This is a genomic window from Mycobacterium sp. Panama NTM2 (genome assembly GCF_054355555.1).
The window spans coordinates 558,967-573,409 of sequence record NZ_CM135953.1; the positions used below are offsets into that span (position 1 = coordinate 558,967).

Consider the following 14,443-nt stretch of genomic DNA (forward strand, 5'->3'; position numbering starts at 1 on the left):
GGTGGCGCCCTCTAGCGGAGGTCCCACACCTGCACGCGGCTACCCGAGGCCACCTCCGAGGTGTCCTCGTCGATCTCCAGCAGGCAGTTCGCCGACGCCAGCCAACGCAGATGATGCGACGCCGGCGGCCCGTAACTGGTGACGGTGTCGGTGACGGGGTCCAGCACCCCGCGCCGGAACTGCCGCTTGCCGCGCGGGGAGGTCAGGTCTTCGGTGAGCATCGCGGTGCGCCGGGGCCGCTCGGGCTGGGGTAACCCCATCGCTTGACGCAGGGCGGGCCGGACGAACACCTCGAACGACACCAGCGCGCTGACCGGGTTGCCCGGCAGCGTGACCGCGGGAGTGCCGTCGATCGATCCGGCACCCTGCGGCATTCCGGGCTGCATCGCGACTTTGACGAACTCGACACCACCGGACGGGCCGCCCAGCGCGTCCTTCACCACCTCGTAGGCACCGGCGCTGACCCCGCCCGTGGTCAGGATCAGGTCCGCCTGACCGGCGTGGGTGCGCAGCATGGCGCGGAAGGCGTCGACGTCGTCGCCGGTGGTGGGGGAGGCGACCACGTCGGCGCCGGCGTCGCGGACCGCAGCGGCCAGCATCACACCGTTGGATTCGTAGATCTGCCCCGGGGCGAGTTCGGCGCCCGCGGCCACCAGCTCGGTGCCCGTCGACACGACCAGCACCCGTTGGCGCGGCGTCACGGTCAGTGTCTGAAGGCCCAGTGCGGCTGCCAGGCCGAGCGCAGCCGGCGTCAGCACGTGACCGGCCTTCAGCACCGTGGTGCCTGCGGTGACGTCTTCCCCCGCGTGCCGGATGTGCTGGCCGTCGCGCGCCGCGGCGCGGATCGTCACCGTGTCGGTGGCGCCGTCGGTGGCTTCGACCGGGACCACGCCCGTCGCCCCGTGGGGCAGCGGCGCGCCGGTCATGATGCGGTGGGCGGTGCCGGGGTGCAGCGTCGGGATGTCGGTGCGTCCGGCGGGGATGTCCTCGGCGACCGGCAGCCGCACCGGCGTGCCGTCCGTGGCCGTCGCGACGTCGGCGGCGAGCACCGCGTACCCGTCCATCGCCGAGTTGTCGAAGCCCGGCAACGACAGCGGCGCGACGACATCCTCGGCGAGGGCGAGGCCGAGCGCGTCGGCCAGCGGGAGTGCCACAGGGGCACGCGCCGTGATCAACGAGCCGACCAGCCGGCGGTGCTCATCGACGCTGCGCATCAGACGGGATAGCTCACGCCGGTCAGCTCCTCGGACACCGCCCACAGCCGTTGCTGCACTGCGACATCGTGGGACTTGCGGTTCGACTGCACGAGCACGGGGTGCCCGACGAGTTCCCGGAAACCGGAGGGGCCGTAGTACTGGCCGCCACGCACCTTCGGATCGGTGGCCGCGCGCAGCGTGGCCAGCGCACCGACGGCGGGGCTGTTGGTCACCAGGCCGGCCAGCGCGGAGAAGCCGGGCAGGTTGGAGCCCGGCACGTGGCGCATCAGCTCGGTGTTCGAGATGCCCGGGTGTGCGGCCACGGCGATCGTCTTGGCGTCTGCGGCGGCGAGCCGACGCTGCAGCTCGTAGCTGAACATCAGATTCGCCAGCTTGGACTGGCCGTAGGCGGCCACCCGGTTGTACCCGCGCTCCCACTGCAGGTCGTCGAAGTGGATGTCGGCCTCGATGTTGTGGGCGATGCTCGCGACCACGACGACCCGGGAACCCTCGACTGAGAGCAGGTGGTCGAGCAGCAGCCCGGTGAGCGCGAAGTGTCCGAGGTGGTTCGTGCCGAACTGCAATTCGAAGCCGTCGGCGGTGACCTGCTTGGGCGGATACATCACCCCGGCGTTGTCGATGAGCAGATCGATCGCCGGGTACGCCGCCCGCAGCGCCTCGGCCGCGGCCCGCACATTGGCCAGCGATGTCAGATCCAGCTCCTGGACCTCGACCTGCGCCCCGGCGTGCGCCTGGCGGATCCGGTCGGCGGCTTGGTTCCCTTTGGTCAGGTCACGCACGGCGAGCACCACCCGGGCGCCGCGGCCGGCGAGAACGAGGGCGGCCTCGTAACCGATGCCGGAGTTCGCGCCGGTGATCACGGCGACGCGGTCGGACTGGTCGGGGACGTCAGCAGCGGTCCATTTCACGCTCATGCGATCACGATACTGAGACGATGGTCGTGACCATGGATCTCCTCGACCCCGCCCACCCGCCGAGTCGGAAGGCGCCGCGGGTGTGGGCGCTGTCGGCGGCGATCCCGTGGACGGTGGCGGTCGCGGCGCAGGTGGTGTGGATCGTTGTCGACCCCCGGGTGGGCTGGCTGCACGCGCTGGTCGCTGCGGGCACCATCGTGGGGATCGTGACGTCGGTGGTCGTCGCCCCGCTGTGGCGCTACCGGGTGCACCGCTGGGACATGGATGCCACCGCCGTCTATGTGCGGTCTGGCTGGTGGGTGCAGGAGCGTCGCATCGCTCCGATCTCGCGGGTCCAGACCGTCGACACGCACCGCGGTCCGCTGGACCGGCTCTTCGGGTTGTCGAACGTGACCGTGACGACGGCGTCGTCCGCCGGCGCGGTGCGCATCGTGGCGCTCGACGCCGACGTGGCGGACCGGGTGGTGGCACGGGTGACCGACATCGCGGCGCTGGGTGCCGAGGACGCGACGTGACCGACGACGGCTGGCTGCGGCTGAGCCCACGGATGCTGCTCGTGCACCCGATCCACGAGGTACTGCGCCAACTGCCGGTGCTGATCGCGTCCCTGGTTCTCGGGTCGACGACCGGCAACCCCGGATGGACGCTCGGCGGCGTGCTGCTGGTCGTCGGCTACGGCGCGGCCCGGTGGTTCACCACGACCTATCGCATCGGTGCCGATGACATCCGGCTCCGCAGTGGGGTGCTGCGGCGCTCGGTGCTCTCGCTGCCCCGCAACCGCATCCGGTCGGTGTCCACGGATGCGCGCCCGCTGCACCGGCTCCTCGGACTCACCGTGGTGCAGATCGGCACCGGCAGGCAGGCCGGCGGAGACACGATGTTCGCGCTCGACGCGCTCCCGGCCGGCGATGTGCCGCGACTGCGCGCGATGCTGCTGGCCGACTCGTCGGTGCCGTCCGAGCGCCAGGGTGACGCCGGATCCGGCCGGGTGCTGGCGCGCTGGCAGCCGTCATGGCTGCGCTACAGCCCGCTCACGGCGACCGGGGTCGTGATGATCGCCGCGGGTTTCGGTCTGCTCGGCCAGACGGGCGCACTTGCCGCCTTTTCGGACAGCGCCGTCGCGAGGGCCGGCGAGGGGGCGGCGCGGACGTTGGGAACGGTCGGCACGGTGGCGGCCGTGGCGTTGCTCCTTCTCGTCGCTTCGGTGGTCGTGGCGGTGACGCGGTCGCTGCTCACCTTCGGCAATCTCGAGCTGAGACGCGACGCCGACGTGTTGCACCTGTCGCACGGTCTCCTGCGCGTCCGCGAGCACACGTTCGACATGCGCAGGCTGCGCGGCGGCACGCTGCGCCAGCCGCTGCTGGTGCGGTGGTTCGGCGGCGCGCGGCTGGACGCCGTGATGACGGGTGTCGGCGGGGCGGGCGAGGCGTCGCAGCTGTTGCCACCGTGTCCGCGGGCCACCGCCGAGTCGGTGCTGACGCAGCTCATCGACGCGCCCGAAGCGGTGCGCGGCCCGCTCACCCGACACGGGCCGGCGGCGACCCGGCGGCGGTGGACGCGTGCGCTCGCCGCACCGGCTGCGCTGGCGTTGGCGCTGACCGTGACCGCGGCCGGCTGGGGTGTCCCGCTGTGGACCTGGCCCGTGCTGGCCGCGGCGACCGCGGCCTGCGCGTGGCTGGCCGCGGACCGATCCAGCGCGCTCGGGCATCGGGTGGGTGACGGCTGGCTGGTGTCGCAGGCCGGCAGCGTGCTGCGCCACCGTGACTGCGTGGCCGCCGCGGGTGTCGTCGCGTGGACCGTGCGGCAGACGCTGCCGCAGCGCCGCGCCGGGGTGGCGACCGTGATCGCGGCGACGGCGGCCGGCGAGAAGCGCTACGAGATAGTCGACGTTCCCGTCGCGGCGGCATGGTCGATCGCGGCCGCGACGTCACCATGGCTGGCCGCCGTCGCATGGGCCGGGGCCGAGTTGCGCTGAGACCGGCGCGGTTTACTGTCGCACCATGGCGATCGGTGGAGTGCTGTTCGACATCGACGGCGTGCTGGTCACCTCCTGGCAGCCGATCGATGGCGCGGCCGAGACGTTGCGCACGCTCAACGAGCATCAGGTGGCGTGCGCATATCTGACCAACACCACCACGAGGACGCGCGCCCAGATCGCCGAGTTGCTGACCGATGCGGGGATGGACGTGCGCGCCGACGAGGTGATCACCGCGGCCGCGCTGACCGCAGATTACGTCCGCGACCGGTACCCGGATGCCCGCTGCTTCCTGGTCAACAGCGGGCAGATCGGCGAGGACATGCCGGGCATCGACCTCGTCTACTCGACCGATTTCACCGGCCCGGAGGCCCCGGAGGCGCCGGACGTTGTGCTCCTGGGAGGAGCTGGGCCCGAGTACACCCACGAGACGTTGTCGTGGGTGTACGACTGGATGGCCCAGGGCGTGCCGGTCGTCGCCATGCACCGCAGCACCGCATGGACCACCACCGACGGGCTGCGCGTCGACACCGGCATGTACCTGATCGGAATGGAGGAGACCTCCGGTCGCAAGGCGACCGCGGTGGGAAAGCCGGCGCCCGAAGGCTTCCTGTCTTCGGCGGGCCGGCTCGGCGTCGACCCCGACGAGATGTACATGATCGGCGACGACCTCAACAACGACGTGTTGGCCGCACAGGTCGTCGGGATGACGGGTGTCCTCGTGCGCACCGGCAAGTTCCGCCAGGACACGTTGGACCGTTGGGCTGCAGACGAATTCGCGATGCAGCCCAACCACGTGATCGATTCGGTGGCTGATCTGCCGACGCTGCTCGACCTGTAGCGATGAGTTCCGCGCCGGCGCGGAGTCGGAACTGCATGACCGAAACGCTGATAGTCGAGACCGTCGTCAATGCCGAGCCCGCTGCGGTTTTCGCGGTGCTCGCCGACCCCGCCAACCACGCCGCCATCGACGGCACGGGGTGGCTGCGTGACTCACTCGACCCAGGTGTCGTGACCGAGAACGGCCAGATCTTCCGCATCCGGATGTTTCACGACAACCACCCGGACGGGTATTACGACATGGCCAACAAGGTCATCGTCTTCGACCCCGGTCGGACGATCGCCTGGGAGCCCGGACAAGCGGGCGAGAGCGGGGAGCTCGAATTCGGCGGCTGGACATGGCGTTACGATCTCGAACCCACCGGGCCCGCCCAGACCCGGGTGCGTCTGACCTACGACTGGTCGGCCGTTCGCGCCGACCTGCGCGAGCACATCACGTTCCCGCCGTTCCCGACGAGCTATCTGGACGGCTCGCTGGCCAACCTGTCGGCGCTGGCGTCAGGCCGTTAACTCCCGCTGCAGCACACGGATCGCCTCGATGCGTTCCTTGAGCTGATCGCGGGTGGCGGCAGCGACCGGCGGACCCCCGCAGCGGCGGCGCAGCTCGTTGTGGATCCAGCCGTGCGGCCGGCCCGTGCGGTGGTGCGCCAGCGAAACCAGCGTGTTGAGTTCACGACGGAGCTCACGCAGCTGTCCGTGCGTCGTCGCCGGCACCACGGCACCCGATTCGGTGCGCTTCTGCAGTTGTTCGTCCTGCCGTCGGCGCAGCAGGTCGCGCATCGCTTTCGCGTCGAGCAGACCGGGGATGCCGAGGTAGTCGGCTTCCTCGTCGCTGCCTGCGGGGGTGGCCGTGCCGAACGAGGCGCCGTCGAAGATCACCTGATCCAATTCGGCGTCGGCACCGAGGTATTCGATCTTGCCCTCGTTGTCGTCGGGCTCGTCGCGCTTCTGCTCGGCCAGCTCGGCATCGAGCGGATCGTCCTCGGTCTCCCGGTGCGGCTTGCCCAGCACGTGGTTGCGCTGGGCTTCCATCTCGCTGGCGAGCATCAGCAGGTTCGGCACCGAGGGCAGGAAGATGCTGGCCGTCTCGCCGGGCCGGCGCGACCGCACGAAGCGCCCGATCGCCTGGGCGAAGAACAGCGGCGTCGACGCGCTCGTCGCGTACACGCCGACGGCGAGGCGCGGCACGTCCACACCTTCGGACACCATGCGCACCGCCACCAGCCAGCGTGACGTGTCCGCGGCGTACTGCGAGATGCGGTCCGAGGCGCCCTTGTCGTCGGAGAGCACCACGGTCGGCGCCTCGCCGGTGATCGTGAGCAGCAGGTCGGCATAGGCGCGGGCGGCGGTCTGGTCGGAGGCGATGATCATGCCGCCGGCGTCGGGAACGTGCTGACGCAGGCCCCGCAGCCGGGTGTCGGCGGCGGCGATCACCGCGGGCATCCACTGCCCGGCCGGGTTCAGCGCCGTCTTCCAGGCCCGCGCGGTCTGCTCGGCGGTCAACGGCTCGCCGAGCCGGGCCGCGTGCTCCTCGCCGGCGCTGTCGCGCCAGCGGGCCTCACCCGAATACGCCATGAACATGACCGGCCGAACCACACCGTCGGCGAGAGCGTCCGAGTAGCCGTAGGTGTGGTCGGCCTTGGACCTCTGGAAACCGTCCGGTCCGGTCTCGTAGGTGACGAACGGGATCGCACTGTCGTCGCTGCGGAACGGCGTCCCGGTCAGCGCGAGGCGCCGGGTGGCGTCGTCGAAGGCCTCCCGGATCGCGTCACCCCAGCTCTTGGCGTCACCGCCGTGGTGGATCTCGTCGAACACGACGAGCGTCTTGCGGTTCTCGGTGCGCACCCGGTGCCGCGACGGATGGCTCGCAACCTGGGCATAGGTGACGACGACGCCGTGGTACTCCGAGGACGTCTGCGAGTTCGAGTTCGAGAACTTCGGGTCCAGCGCGATGCCCTGGCGCGCTGCGGCCTGCGCCCACTGGATCTTCAGGTGCTCGGTCGGCACCACGATCGTCACCGCCTCGACGGTGCGCTGGGCCAGCAGTTCGGCGACGATGCGCAGCGCGAACGTGGTCTTCCCGGAACCGGGGGTGGCGACGGCCAGGAAATCGCGAGGTTGCGCCGACAAGTATTTGACCAGCGCCCGTCGCTGCCAACCGCGAAGCGTCGGGGTGCTGGGCGCTGCATCAGCCCGCACCCACGACTCCTTTCGACCGAATCGCAGTCTAGGGCAGGCGCTTCCGCGATCGCATCCGACGCGGCGTGTCCACCCCCGGCGTGTCTGGTGCCTACTCGACGAAGTGGTTGTCGTTCTTGGCGAACCACTCGCGGCGTTCCTCGTCGGTCAGCTCGCCGAGCTGGGCCAACCCCTCGAAGTAGTGCTCGCGCGGCGCACCCGGGGCGAACAGCATCAGCATCGTCGCGGGTTCGTCGGCCCGGTTGCCGAAGCCGTGGATGCCGCCCGGCGGGACGTAGAGGAAGTCTCCCGCCCCGCCGTCGGTCCACTCGCTGCCGTCGTACAGCGCCACGGTGCCCGACAGGATGTAGAACGCCTCGCTCATGCCGCGGTGGTAGTGCGGGCCCGGCCCGCCCCCGCGCGGGGCGATCCTCACCCGGTACAGGCCGTAGTCGCCGCCGGTGTCGCCCTGGCCGGCCAGATAGTGGTACTGGACCAGGCCGAAGGAGTCGTAGTCCGGTGGTGCGTCGCCACGCTTGAGCCACGCGCTGACCTCGGGCTCGTCGGCGGTGTAGCGGGGCGGGGGATAGGGCGGCACCAGCAGCGACATGCGCCCACGCTAAACGGGGAAGGTGACTCCGGTGAGTTCTTCGGAGACCGTCCACAACCGCTGCTGCTGGGCCACGTCGTAGGACAGCGCGTTGGACGCCACGACGACGGGCGCGCCGCGCTGTTGGCCGATGCCGTCGGGGCCGTAATACTGCCCGCCGAGCACACCGGGGTCGGTGGCGGCGTGCAGCGATGGCAGCGCACCGCCATCGGGCTTCTGGGCGAACAGCAGCGGAGCAGCCGCCAGGAAGGCGCGTTCGACCGGGCGTGGGAAGCTGCGCGCCAACTCCGTGGTGGCCGTCCCTGGGTGGGCCGCGACGGCGATCGTCTTCCCGCGCGGGGCCAGGCGGCGCTCCAGCTCGTAGGTGAACATCAGGTTGGCCAGCTTGGACTGCGTGTAGGCGCCCATTCGGCTGTAGCTGCGCTCCCACTGCAGGTCGTCCCAGTGGATCGCACCGCCCATCTTGTGGCCGTTGCTGCTCACGGTCACCACGCGGGAGCCGGGCACGTCGACGATGTTGGGGAGCAGCAGCCCGGTGAACGCGAAGTGGCCGAGGTGGTTGGTGCCGAACTGCAGCTCGAAGCCGTCCTTCGTGGTGCCCTTGGGGGTCGTCATCACGCCGGCGTTGTTGATCAGCAGATCGATGCGCTCGAACCGGCCCTTGAGTGCGTCGGCGGCGGCGCGGATGGAGACCAGGGATGTCAGGTCCAGCTCCTGGACCTCGACGGTCCCGCTGATCCTGTCCGCCGCCTGCTTGCCCTTCTCGACGTTGCGCACCGCGATGACGACGGTCGCGCCCTTGTCCGCCAGCGCCTTGGCGGTCTCGAAGCCGAGGCCGGTGTTGGCGCCGGTGATGACGGCGACGCGGCCGGTCTGGTCAGGGATGTCGGCTGTGGTCCAGTCGCTCATGGGTGTCCTTTCGTGGGAGGGGATCGCTAGACGGCGACGGTGATTCCGGTGAGTTCTTCGGACACGGTCCAGAGGCGTCGCTGCAGCTCGACGTCTTTGGACTGCTTGCTCGAGTCCACCACCTCGGGGTACCCGCGCAGCTCGAAGGGTCCTGACGGGCCGTAGTACTGGCCCCCGCGGGCGGCCGGATCGGTCGCGGCCCGCAATGTCGGCAAGGCTCCCGTCGCCGCGCTCTGCGACACCGCGCGGAACACCGGATCGAGCAGTGGCAGGTGTCGGCCGAGGTCGGTGTTCGACCCGCCCGGGTGTGCCGCCAGTGCGGAGGCCGGCGATCCGGCGGCGGCCAACCGCCGCTGCAGCTCGTAGGTGAACAGCAGGTTGGCGAGTTTGGACTGGCCGTAGGCCACGACGCGGTTGTACCTGCGCTCGAGTTGGAGGTCATCGAAGTGGATGCTCGCGCGGATTCGGTGGCCGATGCTGCTGACGGTGACGATGCGCCCCGCCGGGGCCGCCGTGACACGATCGAGAAGCAGCCCGGTCAGCGCGAAGTGGCCGAGGTGGTTGGTGCCGAACTGCAGCTCGAAGCCGTCTGCGGTCTCTTGGCGGGGCGTGTACATGACGCCGGCGTTGTTGATGAGTAGGTCGATGGTGGCGTGATCGCTTTTGAGTCGGTCCGCGGCAGCGCGTACCGAGGCCAGTGAGCTGAGGTCGAGCTGCTGCAGCACGACGGTCGACTCAGGTGCCGTCTGCTGGATGCGGCGGACCGCGTCCTTCCCCTTGTCGGTGTTGCGGACCGCGACGACGACCGTCGCTCCCTTCGCTGCCAACGCCTTGGCGGTCTCGAAGCCGAGGCCGGTGTTGGCGCCGGTGATCACGGCTGTGCGGCCGGTCTGGTCGGGAATGTCGGCTTCAGTCCATGTCGTCATGACGTTCTCCTAGAATGAATGAAAGCGGGGCGTCCGCTCCGGTTGTTGATCACTATACGGAACGCACGCCCCGTTTATCTATTCCTGAGGAGCTCGTCATGAATCGGCCCCTGCGCGCAGACGCGGCACGCAACCGCGCCCGGGTGCTCGAGGTCGCCTACGAGACCTTCGCCGAGGAGGGGCTGGCGGTGCCGATCGACGAGATCGCCCGCAGGGCCGGGGTCGGTGCCGGCACGGTCTACCGACACTTTCCGACGAAGGAAGACCTGTTCCGCGCCGTCGTCGACGACCGAATTCGCAGCATCATCGCGTGGGGCAGCGCCCTGCTCCAGGAGGTTGCGCCAGGGGAGGCGCTGTTCGCCTTTCTACGCACCCTGGTCCTGCAATGGGGGGCCACCGACCGGGGTCTCAGCGAGGCGCTCGCCGGAGCCGGTGTCTCGGTGGACGTGGCGATCCCTGAGGTCGAAGACGAGTTCCTCGCAATGCTCGGAGAGTTGCTGCGCGCCGGGCAGGAGGCAGGCACCGTGCGCGGCGAGATCGGCGTGGCGGAGGTCAAGGCTCTGCTGGTCGGGCTCCAGGCGATGCAGGGCTACAACGGGGAGGCTGCGACCAGGGTCATCGACGTCGTGCTGGACGGCCTACGCGTTCGATGAACAGCCTTGCACTCTCCCAGGTCGAGTGCTAAGAATGCAGTTGGCACTCGCGACCGGTGAGTGCTAGGTCGGGACGGTGAGGCCGGGGCCGCATTTCCGCGAGCACATCCCCAGCCGTCCGTCGCGGGCACTGCGCCCGACCAGCAAGACGTGCATCCCCAATCCCGGAGGAAACACTTCGCAATGGCCAAGACAATTGCGTATGACGAAGAGGCCCGTCGCGGCCTCGAGCGGGGCCTCAACAGCCTCGCCGACGCGGTAAAGGTGACGCTGGGCCCCAAGGGTCGCAACGTCGTCCTCGAGAAGAAGTGGGGTGCCCCCACGATCACCAACGATGGCGTGTCCATCGCGAAGGAGATCGAGCTCGAGGATCCGTACGAGAAGATCGGCGCCGAGCTGGTCAAGGAAGTCGCCAAGAAGACCGACGACGTCGCGGGTGACGGCACCACCACCGCCACCGTGCTGGCCCAGGCGCTCGTGCGCGAGGGTCTGCGCAACGTGGCCGCCGGCGCCAACCCGCTCGGCCTCAAGCGTGGCATCGAGAAGGCCGTCGAGGCCGTGACCGAGGGTCTGCTCAAGTCGGCCAAGGAGGTCGAGACCAAGGAGCAGATCGCCGCCACCGCCGCGATCTCCGCCGGTGACGTCCAGATCGGCGAGCTCATCGCCGAGGCTATGGACAAGGTCGGCAACGAGGGCGTCATCACCGTCGAGGAGAGCAACACCTTCGGCCTGCAGCTCGAGCTCACCGAGGGCATGCGCTTCGACAAGGGCTACATCTCGGGCTACTTCGTGACCGACGCCGAGCGCCAGGAAGCCGTCCTCGAGGATCCCTACATCCTCCTGGTCAGCTCCAAGGTGTCCACGGTCAAGGACCTGCTCCCGCTGCTGGAGAAGGTCATCCAGTCCGGCAAGCCGCTGCTGATCATCGCCGAGGACGTCGAGGGCGAAGCCCTGTCGACCCTGGTGGTCAACAAGATCCGCGGCACCTTCAAGTCCGTCGCCGTCAAGGCCCCGGGCTTCGGTGACCGCCGCAAGGCGATGCTGCAGGACATGGCGATCCTCACCGGTGGCCAGGTCATCAGCGAAGAGGTCGGCCTGTCCCTGGAGACCGCCGACGTCGCGCTGCTCGGCAAGGCCCGCAAGGTCGTCGTGACCAAGGACGAGACCACCATCGTCGAGGGCGCCGGTGATTCCGACGCCATCGCCGGCCGCGTGGCCCAGATCCGCGCCGAGATCGAGAACAGCGACTCCGACTACGACCGCGAGAAGCTGCAGGAGCGCCTGGCCAAGCTGGCCGGCGGTGTTGCGGTGATCAAGGCCGGAGCTGCCACCGAGGTGGAGCTCAAGGAGCGCAAGCACCGCATCGAGGACGCCGTCCGCAACGCCAAGGCTGCCGTCGAAGAGGGCATCGTCGCCGGTGGCGGCGTCGCCCTGCTGCAGTCGGCCCCGACGCTGGACGGCCTCGGCCTCTCCGGTGACGAGGCGACCGGTGCCAACATCGTGCGCGTCGCGCTGTCGGCCCCGCTGAAGCAGATCGCCTTCAACGGTGGTCTCGAGCCCGGTGTCGTCGCCGAGAAGGTGTCCAACCTGCCCGCGGGTCACGGCCTCAACGCCGCGACCGGCGAGTACGAGGACCTGCTCAAGGCCGGCGTCGCCGACCCGGTGAAGGTGACCCGCTCGGCGCTGCAGAACGCAGCCTCGATCGCGGCGCTGTTCCTCACCACCGAGGCCGTCGTCGCCGACAAGCCGGAGAAGGCCGCCGCACCTGCCGGCGACCCGACCGGTGGCATGGGCGGCATGGACTTCTAAGAAGTCGCCTTCAAGAGGCCCGGTCCCGTTCGCGGGGCCGGGCCTTCTTGTTTATCCCCAACGTGGGCCCTGTGCACAGGTTCGGCCCGAAAAGCGTGCGGGAGGCCCACTCTCGTCGGATGCCGCGGTGACGGTGCCCGTATGGAACCTTTCATCGGCAGCGTCGCGGTCCGCGACGGCCACCTCACCCGCCGCGCCCTGGCCCGTCACCACCGCCCGGTGTTCCGCGACGTCTATCTCGCGAAGGACGTCGAGTTGACGGCCCGCATCACAGCGCATGCCGCATGGCTCGCAACCGGCGCAGTTCTGGGCGGGACCTCGGCCGCCGCGGTCTTCGGCACCAAGTGGATCGACCCTCACGCGCCCGCGGAGATCGTCCGCGCGGACCGGCATGCGGCACCCGGCATGATCGCGCACTCATGGACCCTCGCAGCCGGAGAGACGTGTCTCGTCGCGGGGGTCGATGCGACCACGCCGGCGCGCACTGCGTTCGATCTCGGCCGCACCCGACCTTTCGACGAGGCGGTCCCCGTCATCGACGCGCTGATGAACGCAACCCGCTTGTCCGCGGCTGAGATCGCAGCCGTCGCAGCAGCGCACCCCGGCGTTCGCGGTGTTCGGCGTATCCCCGGGTTACTGAAGTTGATCGACGGGGGTGCGGAGTCGCCGCAGGAAACCCGGGTGAGGCTCATCCTGGTCCGCGCCGGACTCCCGCGGCCCGAGACGCAGATCGCGTTCAAAGATCTGCGTGTCCGTGTCGACATGGGCTGGCGGCAGTGGAAGGTCGCCGTCGAGTACGACGGTGTTCAGCACTGGAGTGACCGGCGGCAGCGCACATGGGACATCGACCGGCTGGCGCTGTTGGACGAGGCCGGGTGGGCGGTAATCAGGGTGAGCGCTGAGATGCTGCGGCGTCCCGACGTCATCGTCGAACGTGTGCGCGCCAAGCTGCTCGAACGTGGGGCCTGTGCACAACTTCTCGGCGGATGCCGTGCACGAGGCCCACGTTCGGCCTAGCTTCTAGAGCTCCCGCAGCGGCGTCGGCTTCAGAGCCAGCGTCGCGGTCACGCTGATCACCGCGGTCAGCACCAGGTAGCCGCACGCCAGCCAGGGCGAACCGCCCACCGCTCCAATCAGGGCGGTCAGGATCAGCGGTGTCAGCCCCGAGGCGAACACGCCGGAGAGTTGGTAGACCGTCGAGAGCCCCGTGTAGCGGATGCGGGCTGGGAACAGCGACGCGTACAGCGAGCCCTGCGCGCCGTAGAACAGCGCATGCACGACGCCGAACACCACGAGCATGCCGACGGCGTACAGCCCGATGTCGCGGGTGCCGAACAAGGCGAACACCGGGAACACCGCGACGCCGTAGGCGCCGATGCCGATCGTGTAGATCCGCTTCGGGCCGTAGCGGTCGGTCAGCAGACCCGATACGGGCAGCAGCACCGCCATCAGCAGGGCGGCGGCAGTAACGGAGATCAGCACCGGCACCTTCTCCAGCTTCAGCGTGCCGGTGGCGTAGGCGATGGCGAACACGCCCCAGGTGTTGAACGCGGCCCCTTCGCCCCACCGCGACAGCATGCCCAGCACGGTCGAGCGCAGCACCGGCGGTCGGAACACCTCCCGCACCGGCACCGCGGCCCGGTCGTCCTCGTCGCGGACCTTCTCGAAGGCCGGTGTCTCACTGGCCTTCAGCCGCACCGCGACACCGAAGATCACCAGCACGATGCTGAACAGGAACGCAATGCGCCAGCCGTAGGCCAGGAACGCATCATCGGGCAGCGCGATCTGCAGCAGGGCGAAAACGCCTGTGCCGAGGGCGAGTCCGAGCGCCAGGCCGACCTGCGGGATGCTGCCGAAGAGCCCTCGCCTGCGCGCCGGGCCGTGCTCGACCGCCAGCAGTACCGCGCCCGCCCACTCGCCGCCGAGCGCGAAGCCCTGCACGATGCGCAACAGGAGCAGCAGGATCGGTGCGAGCACACCGATCTGCGCGGCGGTCGGCAGCACACCCATCAGCGCGGTCGCCGCGCCCATGAGCAGCATGGTCAGCGCCAGCGTCTTCTTACGGCCGATGCGGTCGCCGATGTGGCCGAACACGAACCCGCCGATGGGCCGGACAACGAACCCCACCGCGAACGTCGCGAACGACAGCAGCGTGCCGACGAACGTCGTCTGGTCGGGGAAGAAGGCCCGGTTGAACACGAGGCTGGCGGCCGTCGCGTAGAGGAAGAAGTCGTACCACTCGATCGTCGTCCCGACCAGGGACGCCCACAGCGCGGTGCGCGCTGCCGGTGTGGCGGGCTCGGTGTCGGGTGGGGCTATGACAGTCACGAGGATCCATCACCGCATGTCGCCGGGCTCCGAACAACGTTTGCGATCGGCATGGATGAAAGTCGGCGCCGCTGAGGTTCACTG

At 69.6% G+C, this 14,443-nt stretch carries 14 protein-coding genes; 7 read left to right on the forward strand and 7 right to left on the reverse strand.

Going from position 1 to position 14,443, the window contains the following annotated elements:
- Nucleotides 1–11: 11 nt before the first annotated feature.
- Entirely contained in the window at nt 12–1,214 is a 1,203-nt protein-coding gene (gene moeA / locus ACXYX3_RS02695) for a molybdopterin molybdotransferase MoeA (RefSeq protein ID WP_458610050.1), read from the reverse strand.
- Nucleotides 1,214–2,131 carry an SDR family NAD(P)-dependent oxidoreductase gene (locus ACXYX3_RS02700; protein ID WP_458610051.1) on the reverse strand — a complete coding sequence of 306 codons (918 nt, stop codon included), beginning with the start codon at nt 2,129–2,131 and terminating at the stop codon, nt 1,214–1,216. The genes moeA and ACXYX3_RS02700 overlap by 1 nt, the downstream gene beginning before the upstream one ends.
- 32 nt (nt 2,132–2,163) lie before the next feature.
- On the opposite strand from ACXYX3_RS02700, the gene ACXYX3_RS02705 reads away from it, so the two are divergent.
- From ACXYX3_RS02705 to ACXYX3_RS02720, 4 genes are read left to right on the forward strand one after another with little or no spacing between them, the layout of a single operon-like run.
- Nucleotides 2,164–2,646, forward strand: coding sequence for a PH domain-containing protein (locus ACXYX3_RS02705; protein WP_458611961.1), 483 nt, complete (start codon nt 2,164–2,166; stop codon nt 2,644–2,646).
- Nucleotides 2,647–2,678: 32 nt separating this feature from the next.
- Nucleotides 2,679–4,106 carry a PH domain-containing protein gene (locus ACXYX3_RS02710; RefSeq protein ID WP_458611962.1) on the forward strand — a complete coding sequence of 476 codons (1,428 nt, stop codon included), beginning with the start codon at nt 2,679–2,681 and terminating at the stop codon, nt 4,104–4,106.
- Between the two features lie 25 nt (nt 4,107–4,131).
- Entirely contained in the window at nt 4,132–4,947 is an 816-nt protein-coding gene (locus ACXYX3_RS02715) for an HAD-IIA family hydrolase (protein WP_458610052.1), read from the forward strand.
- 35 nt (nt 4,948–4,982) lie between these two features.
- A complete protein-coding gene (locus ACXYX3_RS02720; RefSeq protein WP_458610053.1) occupies nt 4,983–5,456 on the forward strand; it encodes an SRPBCC family protein in 474 nt (157 codons plus the stop codon).
- Here the strand turns inward: ACXYX3_RS02720 and ACXYX3_RS02725 are convergent.
- From ACXYX3_RS02725 to ACXYX3_RS02740, 4 genes are all read right to left on the reverse strand, one after another.
- Nucleotides 5,445–7,145, reverse strand: coding sequence for a DEAD/DEAH box helicase (locus tag ACXYX3_RS02725; protein ID WP_458610054.1), 1,701 nt, complete (start codon nt 7,143–7,145; stop codon nt 5,445–5,447). The two genes, ACXYX3_RS02720 and ACXYX3_RS02725, sit on opposite strands and share 12 nt — an antisense overlap.
- Before the next feature lie 91 nt (nt 7,146–7,236).
- Entirely contained in the window at nt 7,237–7,734 is a 498-nt protein-coding gene (locus tag ACXYX3_RS02730) for a cupin domain-containing protein (RefSeq protein ID WP_458610055.1), read from the reverse strand.
- Nucleotides 7,735–7,743: 9 nt separating this feature from the next.
- Nucleotides 7,744–8,643 carry an SDR family NAD(P)-dependent oxidoreductase gene (locus ACXYX3_RS02735; RefSeq protein WP_458610056.1) on the reverse strand — a complete coding sequence of 300 codons (900 nt, stop codon included), beginning with the start codon at nt 8,641–8,643 and terminating at the stop codon, nt 7,744–7,746.
- Nucleotides 8,644–8,669: 26 nt separating this feature from the next.
- Entirely contained in the window at nt 8,670–9,569 is a 900-nt protein-coding gene (locus ACXYX3_RS02740) for an SDR family NAD(P)-dependent oxidoreductase (protein ID WP_458610057.1), read from the reverse strand.
- Nucleotides 9,570–9,667: 98 nt separating this feature from the next.
- Here ACXYX3_RS02740 and ACXYX3_RS02745 point away from each other — a divergent pair, with 98 nt between their 5' ends.
- The 3 genes from ACXYX3_RS02745 (at nt 9,668) to ACXYX3_RS02755 (ending at nt 13,048) form a co-directional block, all read left to right on the forward strand.
- Nucleotides 9,668–10,222: a TetR/AcrR family transcriptional regulator gene (locus tag ACXYX3_RS02745; RefSeq protein ID WP_458610058.1), complete on the forward strand. Its 555-nt coding sequence runs from the start codon at nt 9,668–9,670 to the stop codon at nt 10,220–10,222.
- Nucleotides 10,223–10,405: 183 nt separating this feature from the next.
- Entirely contained in the window at nt 10,406–12,031 is a 1,626-nt protein-coding gene (gene groL, locus ACXYX3_RS02750; protein WP_221361569.1) for a chaperonin GroEL, read from the forward strand.
- A gap of 141 nt (nt 12,032–12,172) precedes the next feature.
- Nucleotides 12,173–13,048 (forward strand): endonuclease domain-containing protein, encoded by an 876-nt coding sequence (locus ACXYX3_RS02755; RefSeq protein WP_458610059.1) that lies wholly within the window; start codon nt 12,173–12,175, stop codon nt 13,046–13,048.
- Nucleotides 13,049–13,051: 3 nt separating this feature from the next.
- Here the strand turns inward: ACXYX3_RS02755 and ACXYX3_RS02760 are convergent, their stop codons facing one another.
- Nucleotides 13,052–14,359, reverse strand: coding sequence for an MFS transporter (locus ACXYX3_RS02760; protein ID WP_241206576.1), 1,308 nt, complete (start codon nt 14,357–14,359; stop codon nt 13,052–13,054).
- Nucleotides 14,360–14,443: the final 84 nt, after the last annotated feature.